This window comes from Nocardiopsis sp. iso_40, assembly GCF_056173285.1.
Window position 1 is genome coordinate 3594639 of the sequence record NZ_CM149666.1, and the last position, 17286, is coordinate 3611924.

General features: G+C 71.7%; 17 protein-coding genes, 1 pseudogene and 1 CRISPR repeat array. Of the genes and pseudogenes, 7 read left to right on the forward strand and 11 right to left on the reverse strand.

What is annotated here, in order from left to right; all coding sequences use genetic code 11:
- Window positions 1-62: 62 nt before the first annotated feature.
- Window positions 63-332 (forward strand): annotated as a pseudogene (locus AC0VYD_RS15790) (helix-turn-helix domain-containing protein); the annotation flags it as partial.
- A gap of 16 nt (window positions 333-348) precedes the next feature.
- Here AC0VYD_RS15790 and AC0VYD_RS15795 read toward each other — a convergent pair.
- The gene (locus AC0VYD_RS15795; protein ID WP_475480384.1) at window positions 349-777 is read right to left on the reverse strand and encodes a hypothetical protein; all 429 of its coding nucleotides are present in this window, start codon (window positions 775-777) and stop codon (window positions 349-351) included.
- A gap of 195 nt (window positions 778-972) precedes the next feature.
- Window positions 973-1611: a CRISPR direct-repeat array (repeat unit 29 nt; unit sequence GGGTCCATCCCCGCGTGCGCGGGGAGCAG).
- Window positions 1612-1772: 161 nt separating this feature from the next.
- Complete coding sequence (locus tag AC0VYD_RS15800; RefSeq protein WP_475476291.1) at window positions 1773-2555, reverse strand: NRDE family protein; 783 nt, start codon at window positions 2553-2555, stop codon at window positions 1773-1775.
- Window positions 2556-2806: 251 nt separating this feature from the next.
- Between AC0VYD_RS15800 and AC0VYD_RS15805 the strand changes: the two genes are divergently transcribed.
- The 4 genes from AC0VYD_RS15805 to AC0VYD_RS15820 all read left to right on the forward strand — a co-directional run bounded on the left by AC0VYD_RS15805 (window position 2807) and on the right by AC0VYD_RS15820 (window position 8650).
- A complete protein-coding gene (locus tag AC0VYD_RS15805) occupies window positions 2807-5374 on the forward strand; it encodes an HAD-IC family P-type ATPase (RefSeq protein WP_475476292.1) in 2568 nt (855 codons plus the stop codon).
- Between the two features lie 147 nt (window positions 5375-5521).
- Window positions 5522-6118 carry an NUDIX domain-containing protein gene (locus tag AC0VYD_RS15810; RefSeq protein ID WP_475476293.1) on the forward strand — a complete coding sequence of 199 codons (597 nt, stop codon included), beginning with the start codon at window positions 5522-5524 and terminating at the stop codon, window positions 6116-6118.
- A gap of 65 nt (window positions 6119-6183) precedes the next feature.
- Window positions 6184-6630 carry an ArsR/SmtB family transcription factor gene (locus AC0VYD_RS15815; protein ID WP_475476294.1) on the forward strand — a complete coding sequence of 149 codons (447 nt, stop codon included), beginning with the start codon at window positions 6184-6186 and terminating at the stop codon, window positions 6628-6630.
- Window positions 6623-8650, forward strand: coding sequence for a heavy metal translocating P-type ATPase (locus tag AC0VYD_RS15820; RefSeq protein WP_475476295.1), 2028 nt, complete (start codon window positions 6623-6625; stop codon window positions 8648-8650). The genes AC0VYD_RS15815 and AC0VYD_RS15820 overlap by 8 nt, the downstream gene beginning before the upstream one ends.
- Here the strand turns inward: AC0VYD_RS15820 and AC0VYD_RS15825 are convergent.
- Both AC0VYD_RS15825 and AC0VYD_RS15830 read right to left on the reverse strand, forming a co-directional pair.
- Window positions 8623-9258 (reverse strand): class I SAM-dependent methyltransferase, encoded by a 636-nt coding sequence (locus tag AC0VYD_RS15825; RefSeq protein WP_475476296.1) that lies wholly within the window; start codon window positions 9256-9258, stop codon window positions 8623-8625. The two genes, AC0VYD_RS15820 and AC0VYD_RS15825, sit on opposite strands and share 28 nt — an antisense overlap.
- Window positions 9259-9265: 7 nt before the next feature.
- Window positions 9266-9745 carry a GNAT family N-acetyltransferase gene (locus AC0VYD_RS15830; RefSeq protein ID WP_475476297.1) on the reverse strand — a complete coding sequence of 160 codons (480 nt, stop codon included), beginning with the start codon at window positions 9743-9745 and terminating at the stop codon, window positions 9266-9268.
- Window positions 9746-9849: 104 nt separating this feature from the next.
- Between AC0VYD_RS15830 and AC0VYD_RS15835 the strand changes: the two genes are divergently transcribed.
- Window positions 9850-10338 carry a nucleoside deaminase gene (locus AC0VYD_RS15835; protein WP_475476298.1) on the forward strand — a complete coding sequence of 163 codons (489 nt, stop codon included), beginning with the start codon at window positions 9850-9852 and terminating at the stop codon, window positions 10336-10338.
- Window positions 10339-10394: 56 nt separating this feature from the next.
- Here the strand turns inward: AC0VYD_RS15835 and AC0VYD_RS15840 are convergent, their stop codons facing one another.
- Genes AC0VYD_RS15840 through AC0VYD_RS15855 form a run of 4 tightly spaced genes read right to left on the reverse strand, consistent with a single transcriptional unit; the run spans window position 10395 to window position 14624 of the window.
- Complete coding sequence (locus tag AC0VYD_RS15840; protein ID WP_475476299.1) at window positions 10395-10721, reverse strand: nuclear transport factor 2 family protein; 327 nt, start codon at window positions 10719-10721, stop codon at window positions 10395-10397.
- Between the two features lie 59 nt (window positions 10722-10780).
- Window positions 10781-13036, reverse strand: coding sequence for a xanthine dehydrogenase family protein molybdopterin-binding subunit (locus tag AC0VYD_RS15845; RefSeq protein WP_475476300.1), 2256 nt, complete (start codon window positions 13034-13036; stop codon window positions 10781-10783).
- Window positions 13033-14034, reverse strand: a complete 1002-nt coding sequence (locus AC0VYD_RS15850; RefSeq protein ID WP_475476301.1) for an FAD binding domain-containing protein — start codon at window positions 14032-14034, stop codon at window positions 13033-13035. Before AC0VYD_RS15850 ends, AC0VYD_RS15845 begins: the two co-directional genes overlap by 4 nt.
- Window positions 14034-14624, reverse strand: a complete 591-nt coding sequence (locus AC0VYD_RS15855; RefSeq protein WP_475476302.1) for a (2Fe-2S)-binding protein — start codon at window positions 14622-14624, stop codon at window positions 14034-14036. The genes AC0VYD_RS15850 and AC0VYD_RS15855 overlap by 1 nt, the downstream gene beginning before the upstream one ends.
- Window positions 14625-14922: 298 nt before the next feature.
- Here AC0VYD_RS15855 and AC0VYD_RS15860 point away from each other — a divergent pair, with 298 nt between their 5' ends.
- Window positions 14923-15636 (forward strand): potassium channel family protein, encoded by a 714-nt coding sequence (locus tag AC0VYD_RS15860; RefSeq protein WP_475476303.1) that lies wholly within the window; start codon window positions 14923-14925, stop codon window positions 15634-15636.
- A 139-nt stretch (window positions 15637-15775) separates the two neighbouring features.
- Here the strand turns inward: AC0VYD_RS15860 and AC0VYD_RS15865 are convergent, their stop codons facing one another.
- The 3 genes from AC0VYD_RS15865 to AC0VYD_RS15875 form a co-directional block, all read right to left on the reverse strand.
- The gene (locus AC0VYD_RS15865; RefSeq protein WP_475476304.1) at window positions 15776-16144 is read right to left on the reverse strand and encodes a helix-turn-helix domain-containing protein; all 369 of its coding nucleotides are present in this window, start codon (window positions 16142-16144) and stop codon (window positions 15776-15778) included.
- Window positions 16141-16524, reverse strand: a complete 384-nt coding sequence (locus AC0VYD_RS15870; RefSeq protein ID WP_475476305.1) for a type II toxin-antitoxin system RelE/ParE family toxin — start codon at window positions 16522-16524, stop codon at window positions 16141-16143. Before AC0VYD_RS15870 ends, AC0VYD_RS15865 begins: the two co-directional genes overlap by 4 nt.
- Before the next feature lie 146 nt (window positions 16525-16670).
- Entirely contained in the window at window positions 16671-17285 is a 615-nt protein-coding gene (locus AC0VYD_RS15875; protein ID WP_475476306.1) for an FxsA family protein, read from the reverse strand.
- Window position 17286 lies beyond the last annotated feature (1 nt).

Below are 17286 nucleotides of genomic sequence, written 5' to 3' on the forward strand. Positions count from 1 at the left end.
TAAGTATTGAGCCGTATGTCCTTCCAGGCGATGGGGTCCTCTTCGGCGAACCCGACGTCGTCATGCAGGGAGGCGAGACGCGTGTTGCCTCTGGTGGACGAACGTGCTCGACCGCGGACCGGCGGGGTTTCGTCCACAGCTGTTTGACCTCGGTCAGCGCCGCCATAGGAAGCGGGGCGGGCGGTCGGCACCGCTTGGTCTTCACCAACCGTCTGATGGCGATACTGATCCATCTGCGCCACGACCTGCCGCACGCGGTTCTGGGACTGCTGTTCGGGGTGGACCGCTCCACGATCACTCGCGCCGTCGGCCAGATCCGCGCCCTGTTGGCCGAGCGCGGGTGCGCGGTCAGTCATCTACGGGGGTGGCATCGAGGATGTTCGGGAACGTGCTGGAGAACTCGGACCGCCACCCCACGATGTGGAACGTGTAGCTTTCCCCGGGTTCGATCTCCGCCCACAGGTCAGCGGAGTCCCACTTGTCGCGCCACATCGAGTCCTCATTGGCGAGCACACCGCACTCCTCGGTGTAGACCCGGTAGGAACCCGAGTCGCCGCCGCGGTCCTTTTCGGTGACAGTGCACCTGAGGGTGCGTTCGTCGTGGTGGGCGTAGTCGTAGGACTCAGCGAGCGGCACGAGGAGAACCAGACAGGCGAAGAACGCGCTGCCGCCGATTATCAGCGGCGGGAAGTAGCCGCCCTTCATTCGGACACCGGACCAGATCCCGACTGCGGTGGCGAGGAAGGTGATGCCGAGCGCAATCCAGATCGCGGCCATGGTCAGGTCTCCTTGGCGGTATCGGTCGTGCCCTCGAGGTACCGGGCGCGGTCAGCTTGCACGGGCTCGTCGTCGAAGTCAGGAAACTCCGACCAGGACCCCTCGCGCCACGGCATCGCGGTTCTCGGGCGGGAGAGAGAGGGGGGTACTACGTGAGACTCACGCTAGCGAAGTCCGGTTCTGGGACCTCACCTGCGGTCCATCCCCGCGTGCGCGGGGAGCAGGCCGTCCTGAAACTCCACGCCCCGATCGTGGAGGGTCCATCCCCGCGTGCGCGGGGAGCAGTACTCGTGCTCACAGCACACTCCTTCTGGGTTGGGTCCATCCCCGCGTGCGCGGGGAGCAGCTGCTCATGATGGACACCAATTACAAGCCGAAGGGTCCATCCCCGCGTGCGCGGGGAGCAGAATCTCCCCCTCTCACACGGTTTCGGCGCCCCGGGTCCATCCCCGCGTGCGCGGGGAGCAGGTCGGGGCCACACCCTGATCGTGTCCTGTGCGAGGTCCATCCCCGCGTGCGCGGGGAGCAGAATCTCCCCCTCTCACACGGTTTCGGCGCCCCGGGTCCATCCCCGCGTGCGCGGGGAGCAGGTCGGGGCCACACCCTGATCGTGTCCTGTGCGAGGTCCATCCCCGCGTGCGCGGGGAGCAGAGGTTCGGCCGCCTCCTCCCGGGCCCGGGTGAGGGTCCATCCCCGCGTGCGCGGGGAGCAGCCGGGGATGTACGCGGACATGCTGTGACGGCAGGGTCCATCCCCGCGTGCGCGGGGAGCAGATCGTCTACCTCGAATCGCGCACGGAGGGACTGGGTCCATCCCCGCGTGCGCGGGGAGCAGACTTTTTGACCTGGTGACTTACCAGTGGCAAGTGGCCATTTTTCCAACTTCTCGAAAGACAGACACCGGGAACACATCACCCAAAAAGCCCATACGGCCCCCGCTTCCCGAAACCACTTTACTCAGGACCCCACGCGCGTGGCACAGGCTCCCACCCCTGCCTAGACCTCGATCATCCGCCAGGCGTCCGGATCGGCCGGGTCCTCGGTGAACGCGTACCGAACGGTGTCCCGGTCCAAGGCGATCAGCGTGACCGAGCCGGTGGCCCACACGAGTCCGTCCCCGAGTTCGGCGTGGGCGATCAGGCCCGAGGGGTCACCACCCTGAGTGGTACCCGCGGAGCGGGGCTCGGAGCGGGCGGCCTCGGTGATCAGGTCCGGCCACTCGCCCCAGACCCCCTTGATCCCCTCAGCTGTGGCCAGGTCCGGGTCGGGGCGGGTGCGGGCGAACTCGGGGGTGTGCCGGTCCGCGCGGGGATCCTCGGCGTCCAGACCGGTGTTGACGATCGTGGTCACCCCGCGGGGCAACGCCCGGGTGTCCAGGCACCGCCCGTCCCAGCTGTACAGGGCGGCCCTGTGCGCGTCGGCGTCCAGCAGGTGGAAGGGCGCGTAGCCGGTGGGGTCCTCCCCTGCCAGGGGGTCGCGGTTCTGCGTGGCCAGGGCCTTCAGCGGCAGATCACCCCGGCTGGCCGGGTAGGAACCCTCCCAGGGCATCCGGCCGTCCCAGGGCCAACCGTTGAGCAGCGCGGCCACCCGTTCGCGCCGCGGATCGACCGCCAGCCAGGTCCCTCCCGCGAGCCGGTCACGACCGCCGACCAGCTCCGGGCGCTCCGGCCAGTGCCGCGCGGGCCAGTCCCAGGGACGCGAACGCATCTCGTCCCGGATCGCCGCGATGACCAGCGGTGTCCGGGAGCCCGGATCGAAACCGACGATGACGGTGCACATCTGTTGTCTCCCACGCGTTCAGTTCCCTTGCCAGGGACTCTACGACGCGGATCCCCGTCGGCCCAGTGCGGGACGCGACTCCCCTCCCAGATGCTTCGGTTTCCTGCCGAAGAGGACGGCCGACCCCGGAGTTTCCGAGCTGGCGGACCCCTGCACTCCGGTTTCTCCCTACTCTGGTGAGCGTTGACACTGAGGCTCGTGTGACCGGGGTCCCCGCCGGTCCAGCCCTCCTCACCGACCAGGAGTCGTCCGTGCCCGAAGAAGCCGACCGGACCGAACGGGGTCCGACCCCGACAGTGACCGATCCCTCCCCGGCCCGGTCCGCGCTCACCGGCCCGCCCCCGGAACCGGGGCTGTCCCGCCAGGAGGTGGCCGAGCGCGTCGCGGGCGGTCGGACCAACGACGTCCCCGTCCGGGCCAGCCGCAGCGTCGGACAGATCATCCGCGGCAACGTCTTCACCCGCATCAACGCGATGATCGCCGTGCTGTTCACGATCATCGCGGTGATCGGCCCGGTGCAGGACGGCCTCTTCGCGATGGTCATCGTGATCAACACGCTGATCGGCATCGTCCAGGAGCTGCGCGCCAAACGCACCCTGGACAGGCTCGCGATCGTCAACGCGGCACGCCCCCGGGTGGTGCGCGACGGTGTCACGGTTCGGGTCGCCACCCAGGAGATCGTCCTGGACGAGGTCCTGGAGGTCGGTGTCGGCGACCAGGTCGTCGTGGACGGTGTGGTGACCTGGGCGGGGGGCCTGGAGGTCGACGAGTCGCTGCTGACCGGCGAGGCCGACCCGGTGTTCAAACAACCCGGGGACACCGTGATGTCGGGCAGTTTCGTGGTGGCCGGGTCCGGGCGCTTCCGAGCGACCAAGGTCGGTCGGCACGCGTACGCGGCACGCCTGGCCGAGGAGGCGAGCCGGTTCTCGCTGGTGCGGTCGGAGCTGCGGTCCGGGATCAACCGGATCCTGCGGTGGATCACCTTCGCCCTGTTCCCGATCGGCGCCCTGCTGGTCTACAGCCAGCTGTTCATGAACGGCCAGGTCGCGCTGGACGAACCCGTCTCGGGCGGAATCTCGGGGCCGTTGGCGGACGCGCTGCGCGGCATGGTGGCGGCACTGGTGTCCATGATCCCCGAGGGGCTGATCCTGCTGACGAGCATCGCGTTCGCGGTCGGGGTGATCCGGTTGGGCCGCCACCGCTGCCTGGTGCAGGAGCTGCCCGCGATCGAGGGCCTGGCCCGCGTGGACGTGGTGTGCACGGACAAGACCGGCACGCTGACCGAGGTCGGCATGAAACTGGCCCAGATCCGTGACCTGGGCGGACAGCCGCCCCGGGGGAACGGTCGGCCGGACGGGGACGGTGCGCCGGTCTCCCCGGCCCTGGTGCTGGCCGCGCTGGCCGACTGCGACCCCGATCCCAACCCGAGCATGGCCGCGATCGCCGAGGGGTGCGCGGCCACCGGGCAGCGGACACCGGACTGGACCGTGACGGCCCTGGCCCCGTTCTCGTCCGCGCGCAAGTGGAGCGGGGCGAGCCTGCTGACACCCGCGGGCGAGGAGAACTGGGTGCTGGGGGCCGCTGACGTCCTCGCAGGGCCCGACTCGCCCGTCGTCGCCGAGGCCGCCCGGCTGGGCGCCCAGGGGCTGCGGGTCCTGCTGCTGGCGCGGGCCTCGGTCCGGGTGGACGGGGAGGCCGCTCCGGGCACGGTGGAACCGGTGGCGCTGGTGGTGCTGGACCAGCGGGTGCGCGAGGACGCCGCTCCGACCCTGGACTACTTCTCCGAGCAGGGCGTGGGCGTCAAGATCGTCTCCGGGGACCACGCCGCCTCGGTCGGCGCGGTCGGCCGCGAACTGGGCCTGGCCGGCGCCGATCAGCCGGTGGACGCCCGGGAGCTGTCCGAGGCGCCGGAGAAGCTGTCCCGGCAGGTGGAGGACCGGTCGGCGTTCGGCCGGGTGACACCCGAACGCAAGCGCGACATGGTGCGCGGCCTGCGCGAGCGGGGGCACACCGTGGCGATGACCGGTGACGGTGTCAACGACGTGCTGGCGCTCAAGGAGGCCGACATCGGGGTGGCGATGGGGTCGGGCAGCCCGGCCTCGCGTTCGGTGGCCCAGCTGGTGCTGTTGGACAACCGGTTCGCGGTCCTGCCCCGGGTGGTGGCCGAGGGGCGCCGGGTGATCGGCAACATCGAGCGGGTGGCCAGCCTGTTCCTGACCAAGACCGTGTACACGATGACGCTCGCCATCATCGTGGGCCTGCTGGCCGTGGCCTACCCCTTCTTCCCCAGGCACGCGACCCTGATCAACGCGGTGACGTTCGGTATCCCGTCGTTCTTCCTGGCGTTGGCGCCCAACACCGACATCGCCCGGCCGGGGTTCGTCCTGCGCACGCTCCGGTTGGCTGTCCCCTCCGGGATGGTGGCGGGGCTGGCGGCGGTGACGACCTACCTGCTGGTGCTCGGCGGGCGGACGGTGCCCGACCCCTCGGACCGCACGGCGGTGGTGATCACGCTGTGCGCGACCACGCTGTGGGTCCTGCTGCTGGTGGCCAAACCGTACGTGTGGTGGAAGGTGCTGCTGGTGGGCTCCATGGTGGGTCTGCTGACCCTGGCCATGGTGACGCCGTGGGGTCAGTGGTTCTTCGCCCTGGACGTGAGCGACCCGGTGAAGGTCCTCACCGGGCTCGTCGTGGCCGGGGTGGCGATCGCGGTGATCACGGTGATCCGCGTGGTGGACGACCGGATGATGGCCCGTTCCCAGACCCGGACCGACGAGAAGGAGGCACAGGAGCGGGAGGCCGCCGCGTCAACGCTCTGACCTGGCACAGGGGGCCTGCCGCGGAACCGCGGCAGGCCCTTCGTTGTTCGGATCCCACCTCGCCGCCGGTCAGCGTGGGAACTGTTCACGCACCGGGCCGAGCCGCGATCCTGGGTGCGCCACGTGTCTGGAGCGACAGGAGCCACATTGAGCATCCCGAACACGCACATCCGCGCCGTGCTGGACGGCTATCTGGAACGCTTCCCCAAGGAGGTCGAAGCGGCCGGTCCCCTGGTGCGAGCCCTGGACGGGGGGCACGAACTCTCCTCAGCCAAGGAGTTCCGCGTCGGGCACGTGACCGCGGGGGCCGTGGTGCTCGACCCGTGCTGGCGGGTGCTGATGGTCCGGGAGGGGGAACAGGGGTCCTGGCGCCTGCCCGGCGGGCACCTGACCGGTGACGACGGCGCGCTGGACGAGGCGTCGCGGAACAGGTTGACGGAGGCGACCGGGCTGCTCCCCGAGCAGGTCGAGTCCGCCGGGGAACCGCTCCTGCTGGACCTGGACATCCACCGGGTGCCCGAGGACCCGGTCCTGGGCGAGCCCGCTCACGAGCACTTCACCTTCCTGTACCTGTACCGGGCCAGCGCCACCATGGTGCCCGTGGGCGGCGCCTCCGGCCCCCTGGCCTGGCGTCCGCACACCGCCGTTCCCTCGGCCCGGCTGGCGGCGAAGATCTCCCAGACGCTGGCGACCAGCCGTGCGGCGGTCAGGCACGAGCCCGCCGGGGAGGCGGCCCGGGCCTGAGTCCGCGGTGGTCCGCACACGGCGACCCCCTAGTTTTCATCGCCAAAACTGAATATGATCGTCGTATGACGATGAATAATGACGGTTGTGCGGAGAGGGTCTGCCCGGACCCCGGGCTGAGCGCCGCCGAGGCCCTCTTCCACAGCCTCTCCGACAGCACCCGGCTCGCGATCGTGCAACGCCTCGCCAGGGGCGAGGCCCGCGTGAGAGACCTGGTGGAACAGCTCGGCCTGGCCCAGTCCACGGTCTCCAAGCACGTGTCCTGCCTGCGCGACTGCGGACTGGTCGACGGCCGCCCCGAGGGGCGGCAGGTGTTCTACTCGCTCAGTCGGCCCGAACTGATGGACCTGCTCTCGGCCGCCGAGACCCTCCTGGCCGCGACCGGCCGGGCCGTGGCGCTGTGCCCCACCTACGGGGTCGACGCTGCGGACGCCGCCGAGCTCTCCCCCGAGCTCTCCGGCACGGCAGCCGGCCCGGAAACGAGAACGGGCACGGCGGTGCGCGATGAGTGACGCCTGCTGCGGTGACGACCCCACCCTCGCGAACGCCCCCGCCTCCCCCGGGCCCGGAACCACCGAAGCAGCGGAACCCACCCGGCTGTGGCAGGTCGGCGAGATCCGGTACGTCGCCGTCGCCGCACCGCTGCTCCTGGCCGGGTACGCCGCGGGCTGGCTCGGCGCCCCCGAGACCGCCGTCCTCCTCCTGAAGGCCGCCGCCCTGGTGGTCGCCGCCCGGACCTTCGTCCCCGCCACGCTGCGCCGCCTGTTCAGCAAGGGTGCGGGTCGGAACCGGATCGGGGTCGGCACCCTGATGACCGTCGCCGCCGCGGGCGCCGTGGCCCTGGGCGAGGTCGGCGAGGCAGCCATGCTGGCCGTGCTCTTCACCATCGCCGAGGGACTGGAGGAGTACGCCGTCGCCCGTACCCGGCGCGGACTGCGGGCCCTGCTGGACCTGGTCCCGGCCCGGGCGACCGTGCTGCGCGACGGGGTCGAGCAGACCGTCGCACCGGAGGAGCTCCGCCTCGGCCAGACCCTGGTCCTGCGCCCCGGGGAACGGCTGGCCACCGACGGCACGGTCGCCTCCGGGCACACCTGGCTGGACACCTCCGCCATCACCGGGGAGTCGGTACCGACGGAGGTAGGCCCCGGAGACGGGGTGTACGCCGGTTCGGTCAACGGCACCGGCCCGCTGGAGATCACCGTCACCGCGAGGGCCGAGGACAACTCCCTGGCGCGCGTGGTGCGCATCGTGGAGGCCGAACAGGCCCGGAAGGGGCGCGGACAGCGGTTGGCCGACCGCGTCGCCCGACCGCTGGTGCCCGGGGTGATGGTCGCCGCCGTACTGGTGGCGGTGCTCGGGTCCCTGTTCGGTGACCCGCTGACCTGGCTCGAACGGGCACTGGTCGTGCTGGTCGCGGCCTCGCCCTGCGCCCTGGCCATCTCCGTCCCGGTGACCGTGGTCGCCGCGATCGGCTCCGCATCCCGCCAGGGAGCGCTGGTCAAGGGCGGTGCGGCGCTGGAGGCAATGGGCCGGGTGGAGGTCGTCGCCCTGGACAAGACCGGCACCCTGACCCGTAACGACCCGGCCGTGGTGGAGGTGGTTCCCGCCCCCGGCCGCACCCGCGAACAGGTGCTGGAGCTGGCTGCAGCCCTGGAGGCGCGCAGCGAGCACCCGCTGGCCCGCGCCGTCCTGGCCGCCCACCCCTCCCCCGGTCCGGCCGAGGACGTGCGTGCGGTGCCCGGGTCCGGCCTGACCGGCCGGGTGGACGGCGCCCCCGTGCGACTGGGACGCCCGGGCTGGGTCGACCCCGGCCCCCTCGGAGCGCAGGTGGAGCGGCTGCTCGGCGCGGGGGCCACCGTGGTCCTGGTGGAGGAGGGGGGTTCGGTCGCGGGGGCGCTCGCCGTCCGTGACGAACTGCGCCCCGAGGCGGCCGGGGTGGTCGCCGAACTACGGCGTTCCGGTTACCGGGTGGCGATGCTCACCGGGGACCACCGGGCCACCGCCGACGCCCTGGCCGCCGAGGCCGGGATCGACCCCGGCCAGGTCCACGCCGGGCTGCTGCCCGAGGACAAGGCGCGGGTGGTCGGTGAGCTGCGGGCCGACGGCCCGGTGGTGATGGTCGGCGACGGGGTCAACGACGCCCCTGCCCTGGCCAGCGCCGACCTGGGCGTGGCCATGGGTGCGATGGGCACCGACGTGGCCGTGGAGACCGCCGACGTCGCCCTGATGGGCGAGGACCTGCGCAACCTGCCCCGGGTCCTGGCGCACGCCCGCCGCACCCGGGTCCTCATGTGGCAGAGCCTGGGGCTGTCGCTGGCCATCATCGGCGTCCTGATGCCGCTGGCCCTGTTCGGGGTGCTGGGGCTGGCCGCGGTGGTCCTGGTGCACGAGGTGGCGGAGGTCGTGGTCATCGCCAACGGCATGCGTGCCGGAAGAGCCCGGCCGGGGCGGACCCCTGCTGTCGGGGACGGCCCGGAGGGGGCGGTCGGCGGCCCGGCCCCGGCTCAGTCCGGTCTGCGGGCCCACAGGTAGGCGTGCCGGGAGCGCTCGCCCTCCTGCGCCTCGCGCACGGTGCGGCTGGTCACCCTCAGCCCGGCGCCCTCCAGCAGGTCCGCGATCAGCTCCGGCGGGCGGAAGTGGAAGTCGAGGTCGACGCCGTGGCCGAAGCCCTCGTCGAAGTGCACGGTCTCGTCACCGGCCTGGAACACCACGAACGCCTGACCGCCCGGGGACAGGACCCGGCGGAACCCCTCGAAGACCCCGGGCAGGTCTTCGAGGGGTACGTGGATGGTGGAGTACATCGCCACGAGTCCGCCCAGGGAGGCGTCGGGCAGGTCCAGGTCGGTCATCGACCCCCGGACGAAGCGCAACCCGGGGTTGGCGGCGCGGGCGATCCCGAGCATCCCCGGGGACAGGTCGATCCCGAACGCCTCCATCCCCAGCGAGTGCAGGTACGCGGTGACCTGGCCCGGTCCGCAGCCGACGTCGGCGACCGGGCCGGTGACGGTCTCGGCGAAGGCGGTCAGGAGTGCCCGGTCCAGGGGCTTGCGCGCGAACTCGTCGTGGAAGCGGGCCGCGTAGGGTTCGGCGATGGCGTCGTAGGAGGCGCGGGTGGCCGCCAGGAAGTCGGGGCTGTGCACGGGCGGCTCACAGACTCCGGTAGTAGTGGACCACCGGCGAGGGGACGAAGCCGGCCCTCTCGTAGACGGCGCGGGCCGGGGCGTGGGCCTCGTCGCCGCCGGTCCTGATCACGGCGAGGGTCATGCCCTCCTCCCGGATCCGCTCCACCGCGAACCCGGTGAGCGCCGAACCCACGCCCCGCCCCTGCTGGTCGGGATCGACCCCCAGCATGTGGACCAGGCCGGAGCGCTCTCCCCTGTCGAGCCGTACGGTGACGAACCCGGCGACCCGGTCGGTCACCGCCACCCACGCGTCCGCCTCCTCCGCCGCCAGATCCTCCCGGACGTCGCGGCTGTGCGCCTGTCGCCAGTCCCCGACCACACGCTCGTAGGTCCGTGTCCCGAGGGTCCGTTCCAGCGCGGCGTAACCGGGCTCCCAGGCGCGCAGGGCCAGGGCGACCACGGCCTCACGGTCCTCGGGGGCGTAGCGGCGGATGCTGATGTCCATGGGCGGCAGCCTAACCAGCCGGGCCCGTGGCGGAAAGGGATTTACCGGGGCACCGCAGGCACGCGCGGTACGGTGGCGCCGACCTGGGAAGAAGGAGGACGACCATGGTGGACCAGACCGACCTGCGGCACCTGCGGCGTGCGGTGGACCTGGCCGCGCGGGCACTGGACGAGGGGGACGAGCCCTTCGGATCCGTGCTGGTGGGCTCGGACGGGACAGTGCTGTTCGAGGACCACAACCACGTGGCCGGGGGCGACGCCACCCGGCACCCGGAGTTCGCGATCGCCCGCTGGGCCGCGGAGCGCCTCTCCCCCGCCGAGCGGGCGGCGGCGACCGTGTACACCTCCGGTGAGCACTGCCCGATGTGCTCGGCCGCCCACGCCTGGGTGGGACTGGGCCGGATCGTGTACGCCGCTTCCTCCGCGCAGTTGGCCTCCTGGCTGGCGGAGTGGGGTGCGGGCCCCGGCCCCGTGCGGGCGCTGCCGATCAACGAGGTCGCCCCCGGCGTCCCGGTGGAGGGCCCGGTGGACTCCTTCGCCGAGGAACTGCGTTCCCTGCACGCACGCCTGCACGGCCGGTCGGCGGGGCGGTGAACCGGGAACGCTTCGGCCGGGCCACCCGGTAGCCCCCGGGCGGCCCGCACTCCGGCTCAGCCCTCGCGGATGGTCATCCGGGCGATCCGGTCCCCCTGGACCGTGAACGCGAACGAACTGAGCCCGTTGGCGTGGTTGGACCGCCAGTCACCGACCACGGTGACGCCCTCCCCGGTGGGCTGGGCCGACTGCACGTCCAGCACGCCCCGCGCCCCGATGAACTCCTCGTCGCTCCACCGCCTGATGGCGTCGCGCCCCCGGAACTCGCGGCCCCAGTCGTCCACCACCCCGTCCGGGGTGAAGGCGTCCAGGAAGCCCTGCTCGTCGTGGTCGTTGACCCTGTCGATGAACGACGCCACCGGTTCGGGAACACTCACACTCATGCTGTCTCCATTCGGGTGCCCTGCGCGGTCACGGGCTCCTCAGCCCCTGTACTGACGTCTCAGGCCGGTGCCATGACCGACTCGATCGTGATGGGCAGGTCGCGGAAGCGGCGGCCGGTGGCGTGGAAGAGCGCGTTGGCGATCGCCGCCGCGGCCCCGACCTGGCCGATCTCACCGACGCCCTTGACCCCGAGCGGGTTGACCACCCGGTCCTCGACCTCCAGCATCTCCACCTGGACGTCGGGGGCGTCGGCGTTGACCGGCAGCAGGTACTCGCCCAGGCTCGCGTTGGCCCAGCGGCCCTGGTTGGGTTCCATGTGGGTGGCCTCCAGCAGCGCCTGGCCCAGGCCCCACAGCATGCCGCCCATGAGCTGGCTGTGCGCGGTCCTGCGGTTGAGCACACGGCCCGGGGCGAACACCCCGGTCATCCGGCGCACCCTGACCAGACCCAGGTCGGGGTTGACGGCGACCTCCGCGAACTGGGCACCGAACGTGGCCGTGCCGTAGCCGCTGTCCCGACCCGGCGGCTGCCACGACCCCACCGCCTCGGCGTCGAAGGTCATGTTGCGGCCCAGCATCTGCCCGTAGGACTCCCCGGTGTCCGGGGCCCCGCGCAGGGACATCCGCCCGGACCGGACCTCGACCCCGTGCGGGTCCGCGCCGTACAGCGGGGAGCCCTGGTCGGCGAGGGCCTGCGCAACCAGCTGGTCGCGCAGCCTGCGGGCCGCGGTGTGCACCGCGGCGCTGACGGCCCCCGCGCCCGCCGAGCCGACCGCCGCGACCGTGTTGGGCAGTTCGGTGTCCCCGTAGTGCACCGTGACGGCCTCCGACTCCATACCCAGGGCCTCGGCGGCGACCTGGCCCATGACGGTCGCGGCACCGGTGCCGATGTCGGAGCAGCCGGTCTCGACGACCGCGCGGCCGTCGGCGTACACCCTGGCCCGGGCCCGCTGCGGGTTCATGACGGAGTACACCGGATAGACGGCGCTGGCCATGCCGGTGCCCAGGATCCAGTTTCCCTCGCGCCGGGCGCCCTGGACCGGGCGCGGGTCGCGCGAGTGCCAGCCGAACAGTTCGGCGCCGCGCGCGTAGCACTCCCGCAGCCCCTTGCTCGACCAGGGGTTCCCGGTCTCGGGGTCGGTGTCGGCGTGGTTGCGCAGCCGCAGTTCCAGCGGTTCCAGGCCCAGTTCGTGGGCGAGCTCGTCCATGGCCGTCTCGATGACGAACGCTCCGGTGCCCTCCCCGGGGGCGCGCATGAACGTGGGTGTCATGGTGTTGGCCCGGACGAGGTCGTACACCCCCTCGAAGTTGGGGCACGCGTACAGCTGGGCGGCCGGCCCCAGTGAGGGCTCGGCCCAGTCGTCGAAGTGCGACGTGGGCGAGAGCTTGCGGTAGCGGATCGCGGTCAGGGTGCCGTCCGAGCGCGCCCCCAGCGTCAGGGTGTGTTCCTGTTCCTCGCGGTGGCCGGTGTTGCTGAACGTCTGGGCCCTGGTCAGGGCGAGGGTGACCGGGGCGCGCACGTGCTGGGCGGCCATCGCCGCCAGGGTGGGGTGCGCCCAGATCATGGCCTTGCCGCCGAAGCTGCCGCCGACGAACTCGGACACCACCCGCACGTTCGAGGGCGGGACGCCCAGCAGTTCGGCGACGGTGAGCCGGGTGGCGGTGGGCCCCTGCGTGGTGTCGTACAGCGTGAGCTTGGAGTCCTCCCACACGGCGGTGGCCGCGGAGGGTTCGATCGCGTTGTGGTGGTTGGCCGCGAACCGGTGGGTGCTCTCCAGCACCGTCTCGGCCTCGGCCAGGCCCGCCTCGACGTCCCCGCGGTCCGTCCGGCCGGGGACGAAGCCCCCGAAGATGCGCTCGGCCTCGTAGGCCCGGTCTCGGCCCTGGTCGACGGTGGTGGTCCAGGGCTCCTCGGCGTAGTCGACCCCGACGAGTTCGGCGGCGTGTTCGGCCCGTTCCAGGGTGTCGGCGACGACCATGGCGACGGGCTGTCCCGCGTAGTGGATCCGCTCGTCCTGCATGGGGAAGAAGCTCTGCCCGTGCGCGGTCGTGCCCGCCAGAGACGGGATCAGGTGCGGTTGCGCGGCGACCCTGGGCAGGTTCAGGTGGCTGAGTACCGCCAGGACGCCTTCGGACACCAGGGCCCGTGAGGCGTCGATGCCGGTGATCCGGCCGCTGGGTATCCGCGAGCAGACCAGGACGGCGTGCGCGGCCCCGGTCGGGCGGTGCTCCGCGGAGTAGCGTGCCGCACCGGTGACCTTGGCGTGTGCGTCGGCCCGGGGCAGGTCCCGGCCGATCTGGGGTGGGATTCTCATACCGTCCCTCCTCGGGGCCGGGACGCGACCTCGGTCAGGGCCCGGACCATGGTGCGCTTGGCGAGTTCGACCTTGAACCCGTTCATGCCCCGCGGCACGGCGTCCGCGAGTTCGGCGTCGGCGGCGCGCGCGAACGCCTCGGGTCCGGCCTCGGAGCCGGTCAGTACCTGTTCGGCGCGCCGGGCCCGCCACGGTTTGGTGGCGACGCCGCCCAGGCCGATCCGGGCCTCGGTGACGGTGCCCTCCTCCGTGCCGAGCGCGACGGCGGCGGAGGCCAGGGCGAACTCGTAGGACTCGCGGTCGCGCACCTTCAGGTAGTGGGAGGCGCGCGCCACGGGCAGCACGGGCAGGTCGATCGCGGTGATGAGTTCACCGTGTCCGATCGGGTGCTCGCGCTCGGGTGTGTCCCCCGGCAGCAGGAAGAAGTCGTCGAAGGCGACCGTGCGCTCCCCTTCGGGGCCGCGCAGTCGGACGAGAGCGTCCAGGGCGGTCAGGGCCACGGCCGCGTCGGACGGGTGGGCGGCGATGCAGTGCTCGCTGGTGCCCAGGACCGCGTGGGTGCGGTTGACGCCGTCCAGGGCCGCGCAGCCGCTGCCGGGCTCGCGTTTGTTGCAGGCGCGGTCACCGTCACGGAAGTAGGAGCAGCGTACTCTCTGCATGAGGTTGCCGCCCATGGAGGCCATGTTGCGCAGTTGCGCGGAGGCCCCCTTCTCCAGTGCCTCGGTGACCATCGGGTAGCGCTCGCGGACGACCGGGTGGGCGGCGACGTCGCTCATCCTGGCCAGGCCGCCCAGGCGGGTGCCCCCGTCGGGCAGTTCCTCGATGGCGGCGATGGGCAGGTCGTTGATGTCGACGACGCGGCGCGGGCGGACCACGCCGAGACGGAGCATGTCGACCTCGGTGGTGCCCCCGGCCAGGTACTCGCTGGTGGGGTCGGCGGAGACGTCGGCGACGGCGGACTCCACGTCGGCGGCGCGGGAGTAGGCGAAGGAACGCATCAGCTCTCCCCCTCCTGTTCGGCCCGGTCGCCGCCGGAGTCACGGACCTGCCGGATGGCCCGGCGGATGTTGGGGTAGGCGGCGCAGCGGCAGATGTTGCCGCTCATCCACTCGGCGATCTCGGCGTCGTCCCGGTGGTGGCCCTCCTTCATGAGGGCGACGGCCGACATGAGCTGGCCCGGGGTGCAGTAGCCGCACTGGAGGGCGTCGTTGTAGACGAAAGCCTCCTGCATGGGGTGGAGTTCGTCCCCGTCGGCCAGCCCCTCGACCGTGGTGACCTCGCGGCCTTCGCAGGCCACCGCCAGGGTGAGGCAGGCGAGCACGCGGTGGCCGTCCACCCAGACGGTGCAGGCACCGCAGGCCCCCTGGTTGCAGCCCTTCTTGGGGCCGGTGACGTCCAGGCGTTCGCGCAGGGCGTCCAGCAGGCTGACCCGGGGTTCCAGGCGGACCCGGTGGACCGTGCCGTTGACCGTGAGGAGGATGTCCGCGGGTTCGGGGCCGATCTCCCCCCGGTCGCGTTCGGCCGCGGTGGCCTGCCGCGGAACGGTGTGGCCGGCGAGGCCGGTGCGTCCCTCCTGTGCCGGGGTCATGAGGCCCCCTCGCTGTCGGAACGGTGAAGGCGGCGGCTGGGCATGGGATTCCCCCTGTGAAGCGCGGATGCTTTCCCACGGCCCTCCGTCCGGCGGGTGCGGGGCCGGGACGGGAGGCCGTGGTGGTGCCACTCCTTGGGGATGTTTCCAGCTGAGGGGTCTACCGCGTGCCGATGGAGCTCCAAGGTCGGGCAAACAACTCCCGTAGCTCACGCCCCCGGAACCGTCCCCGGGCTAACCTCCCCGCGACTGGCGGTGTTCGTCCGGGGGCGCCGTCGGGCGAAGGAAGGGGGTCGGTGTGCGTGGTCGACCGGGGCTGTCACGGTCCCTGGCCGGGTTCCTGGCCATAGCGGTGCTGTTGCACTTCGCGTACCCGCTCACGTTGCACGGGACGCTGTGGGCGGTTGCGTACTCGCTGCTGTATCCGGCGGGGGTGTTCCTGGGGGTACGGGTCGTGCGGCCCGCCGGGTCGAGCGCGGTCCCCGTGGTCGTACTCTCCGCGGTCTTCCTGACCTTCGGGCTCTGGACGGCCCTCAGCCCGGAGGAGAGGCTCCCCCGGATCGGGCTCTTCTCCACCATCGTGCTGTTCCAGGGCTACCTGGTTCTGGAGCTGTTGGCGTTCGTCTTCCGGAACCGGCACCGGCGGAACCAGGGCCCGCAGCTGATCATGGCGGCGATCTGCGTCTACCTGCTGTTGGGCGGTGTGTTCGCGGCACTGTTCGGTGTGACGGAGGTTCTGTGGCCGGGCTCGTTCGAGAACTCCCTCGCCCCGGGCGAAACGGTGAAGTGGCAGGATCTCACCTACCTGAGTTTCGTCACCCTGGTCACCCTGGGCTACGGCGACATGGTGCCGGTCACCCCCTGGGCGCGTTCGCTGGCCACCGCCGAGGCGGTGGCGGGCACCCTGTTCCTGGCCACCGTCATCGCCCGCATCGTGGGCGCCTACGTCTCCCCGGCCGGGCCGGGAACCTCCGGCCCCGCCGAACCGGACCCGCCCGAGGAGCACGGGTGAGAGACCAGGGGAAAGGAGGCCCTACGCGGCAGAGCCCGCCGGGGGTGATCCGCGGCGAGCTCTGCCGGTGGTCCCTCCGGGTGTGGACAGGCAGGCGCCCCGGCTCGCCTGGACCTCGGAGCACGTCGTCCTTCGGGGTTCAGGCAGCCGAGAAGCGTCCGTCCGGCCCGGTGCCGTCCCGACGAGGTCCGACATGGGCGATGAAGCGGAACTCCGAGAGATCACCGTCGAGATCTATGGACATGGACGCGTCCAGAGCCTTGGCAAGACGTGTGAGCAACGGAAGCGTCGGCACGGAGTCCCCGCCCTCGATGTTGGAAATCTGGGGCTGGGTCATCTCCGCCCGCCTGGCCAGCTCGGCCTGAGAGAGCTCGAGTTCGGTCCGCCGGTCGTAGACGGCCTGTCCCAAGGCGAAGGCATACCCCGCTTCCGTGTAGGCGGGAGATTCCTCAACCTGTTCGTCCAGGAGTCTCCGGGTTCGGCGTGTACGCCACTGGGAGTGGTTCACGTCTCCTCCGTACGTTGGTAGGTGGACCGGTCGTATTCGTGTCCGGCCCGATCGTGCTGTGTCTCGCACTCCTTCTGAACCTGTCGAGCCCGGTCGACCTCGTTTCTCTCTCGCTGACGGGTCTTCCGAAATACTGTCAACAGGATGATTCGCCTCTGAGGAGCGAGCCAGTACGTGATACGTACCGCGCTTCCGTCCATGGTGAAGCGCAGTTCGCGCAGTTTGCCCCCGAGATGGCGCGTGTACGGCTCACCCAGAGTCGTCGGCTGAGCGGCCAACATGTCGGCCGCCCGTTCGACCTTGTCGTAGTGCGCATCCGAAAGCAGCTCCAGCCACTGTCGGACCTCCGGTTCGATTTCGATCTTCCAGGGCTCATCCACGGACCGACCATATAAATATCCATATAAGGATAGCTGCGAAACGGCAGAAAAAGGAGGCCGTACGCGGCAGAGCCCGTCGGGGGTGATCCGCGGCGGGCTCTGCCGGTGGTCCCTCCGGACGCGGGAAGGCGGCCGGAGCGGTCAGGTCAGTTCCTGTCGTCCTCGTCGGGCTCGAACCGGCCCTGGATGACGCGGCCCCGGTTGGCGGCGGGACGCTCCTGCTCGGCCGCGCCCGGGGTCCGGGCGCCGCGGGCGGGGCCGCCCGGGCCGCGGCCGAAGGGGTCCCCGGCCGTGCCGGAGGCTCCCGGTCCGCCGGGGCCGAAGGGGCCCTGGTTCGGGATGGTGGCGCCGCGGGCCGCGAACTCCTCGTCGACCCGTTCCTGCATCCTGCGCATCCGGCGGGCCGCCCATCCCGCGAACGCCCAGCGCAGGGCGGGGCGGGTGAACGGGGTGGCCAGCAGCAGGCCGACCGCGGCGGTGAGGAAGCCGGGGATGACCAGCAGGATTCCGCCGGCCATCAGCATCAGCGGGTCGAGCAGGCCCTTGCGGGGCTGTTCGCCGGTGCGCATCGCCTCGTCCGCCTGCTGGACGACCTCGCGGAAGGCCCGTCCGGTGTGCCGGAGCACCGCCACGCCCAGGACCATCAGCGAGACCAGGGCGGCGAGTGTCCACGGAACACCGATCTGACCGCCGACCCAGATCATCAGTCCCACTTCGGCGAAGGGCAGTGCCATCAACGCCAGCACTGTCAGCAGCGGCATC